This is a genomic window from Clostridioides sp. ZZV15-6597 (assembly GCF_020657815.1).
Lineage (GTDB): Bacteria > Bacillota > Clostridia > Peptostreptococcales > Peptostreptococcaceae > Clostridioides.
Genome location: NZ_JAGWCT010000209.1, coordinates 1 through 2070, shown reverse-complemented (window position 1 = coordinate 2070; position 2070 = coordinate 1). Strand labels below are relative to the sequence as shown.

The 2070-nt window shown below is 26.9% G+C and carries 1 protein-coding gene; it reads right to left on the bottom strand.

Going from position 1 to position 2070, the window contains the following annotated elements:
• Positions 1 to 100 precede the first annotated feature (100 nt).
• Positions 101 to 1984, bottom strand: a complete 1884-nt coding sequence (locus KGF52_RS20855) for a glycoside hydrolase family 13 protein (protein WP_227841498.1) — start codon at positions 1982 to 1984, stop codon at positions 101 to 103.
• Between the last annotated feature and the right edge of the window lie 86 nt (positions 1985 to 2070).

Genomic DNA, 2070 nt, shown 5'->3' with positions numbered 1-2070 from the left:
GTATATAAAATTATACTGAATTCATTTATTATAATTAAAAATACTTTATTTAAATAATATAAAAAGTTATAGTTAATTTTAAATCAAGCACATTGTTACATTATTTTAAAATAATAAACTCGTATTTTTTTAATGTTATTTCTTCCTTTAAATCAATTATCTTTTCTTCATATAAATCTTTTACTTTTCTATTCACCAAATAATCTGGTAACTTTAAGATTAAATCTTTGGATGAATTATTTATTATTACTGTAATAGATTCTTTTTTTAATATAATTGTTCCATTTTTTTTATCTGCTAGTATCCATTCATTTGATACAGTTCTAAGTTCTCTATTTGATTTACGAAGTCTAATAATCTTCTTCATAAAATCAAATATATCTTTATTCCACTTTTCTTCATTCCATTCCATACATTTTCTTTGTCCTTCAGATACTGGACTTAGTTCTCCTTGCATTCCTATTTCATCACCATAGTATATACAAGGACTTCCTGATTGTATAAACATAAATAAATACGCAAGTTTAAATTTATCTATATTCCCATTTGCATAAGTCAATATCCTAGTGGTATCATGACTTCCAAGTAAATTAAAAATAACTTCATTAACTTGCATTGGATAACTTACTATTACATCATTTATCATATATTTAAATTCTTCAGCATTTATCTCATTTGTACAAAAGAATTGTTTCATAGCTTCTGACATTAAATAATTCATAACTGAATCAAATTGGTCTCCCATCAACCATGGTAAACTTCCATGCCAAATTTCTCCCAATATGTATATATCAGGTTTTATTATTTTAATCTCTTGTCTAAATTTTCGCCAGAAAACATGATCTACTTCATTTGATACATCCAATCTCCATGCATCTATATCAAATTCTTGTATCCAATACCTCCCTACACTCAATAAGTATTCTATTACTTCTGAATTTTCTGTGTTAAGTTTCGGCATGTATTTTTCACACCCAAAAGTTTCATAAGGTATGTTTTTTTCATCTATTTCTTTTATTGGAGTATCAACTTTACTCATATCTTTTATATAAAACCAATCTTTATATCTCGAATTATCCTTATTTTTAACTACATCTTGCCACTGTTTAGAATAATATCCTATATGATTAAATACAGCATCCAACATTATTTTTATATTTCTTTTATGTGCTTCTTCTATCAGTTTTTTCAAAGTAGCTTTATCACCTAAGGTAGGGTCTATTTCCATGTAGTCCATCGTATCATATCTATGATTAGTTTTTCCAACTGTAATAGGACAAAAATAAATTCCATTTACTCCTAAATCGCTCAAATAATCTAGGTGGTTTATTACACCTTGTAAATCTCCACCTGTAAAATTATCTCTTGTTGGAATAGCTCCCCATATATCTACTCCTTCTGGATTTATAGATGGATTTCCATTTGAAAATCTGTCAGGAAATATTTGATACCAAACAGTATCCTTTACCCAATTTGGGACTTTAGGTATATCTATATGATTCAAATATGGATATCCAAAAAAATTACTTATTTCACATAACTCTTTCTCATCATTTTCGTTTCCTAATTTTATTATCTTTTTTTCTGTAAATAAAATTTTTTCTTCTTGACCTTCTATTATAAATCCATACCTCGAACGTTTATTTAAAGGCTTACACTCAGCTATCCAATAATCAAATAATTCTGTTTCTACTTCTTTGTTCATCATTATATTTGTTCCACCAGACCAACCAAGTCCAGATGCATTTAGATTCCCTCCTCCTGCACCTCCTTTGTCCCATACATATTGGTCTCCTATCCTTAAGGTCACTTTTTTTACCTCATTTTTTTTAGTTCTAATTCTTATATGTAATGTTTCTCTATCATAGCCATAAGCATAGTTGCTCATTGGTATATGTAATATAGCTTCTTTTGTTAAAGTTTGTTGAGTTGATTCTGTGATTTGATTGTTTAAAGTTATATTTTCTTTATTTTTATTAGACAACTTTATCCCTTCTTTCTAATAATTTACATAATTTAAAGATAGGTCAATATATTTAACTATTATATCATAATAAAAAGATATAATAG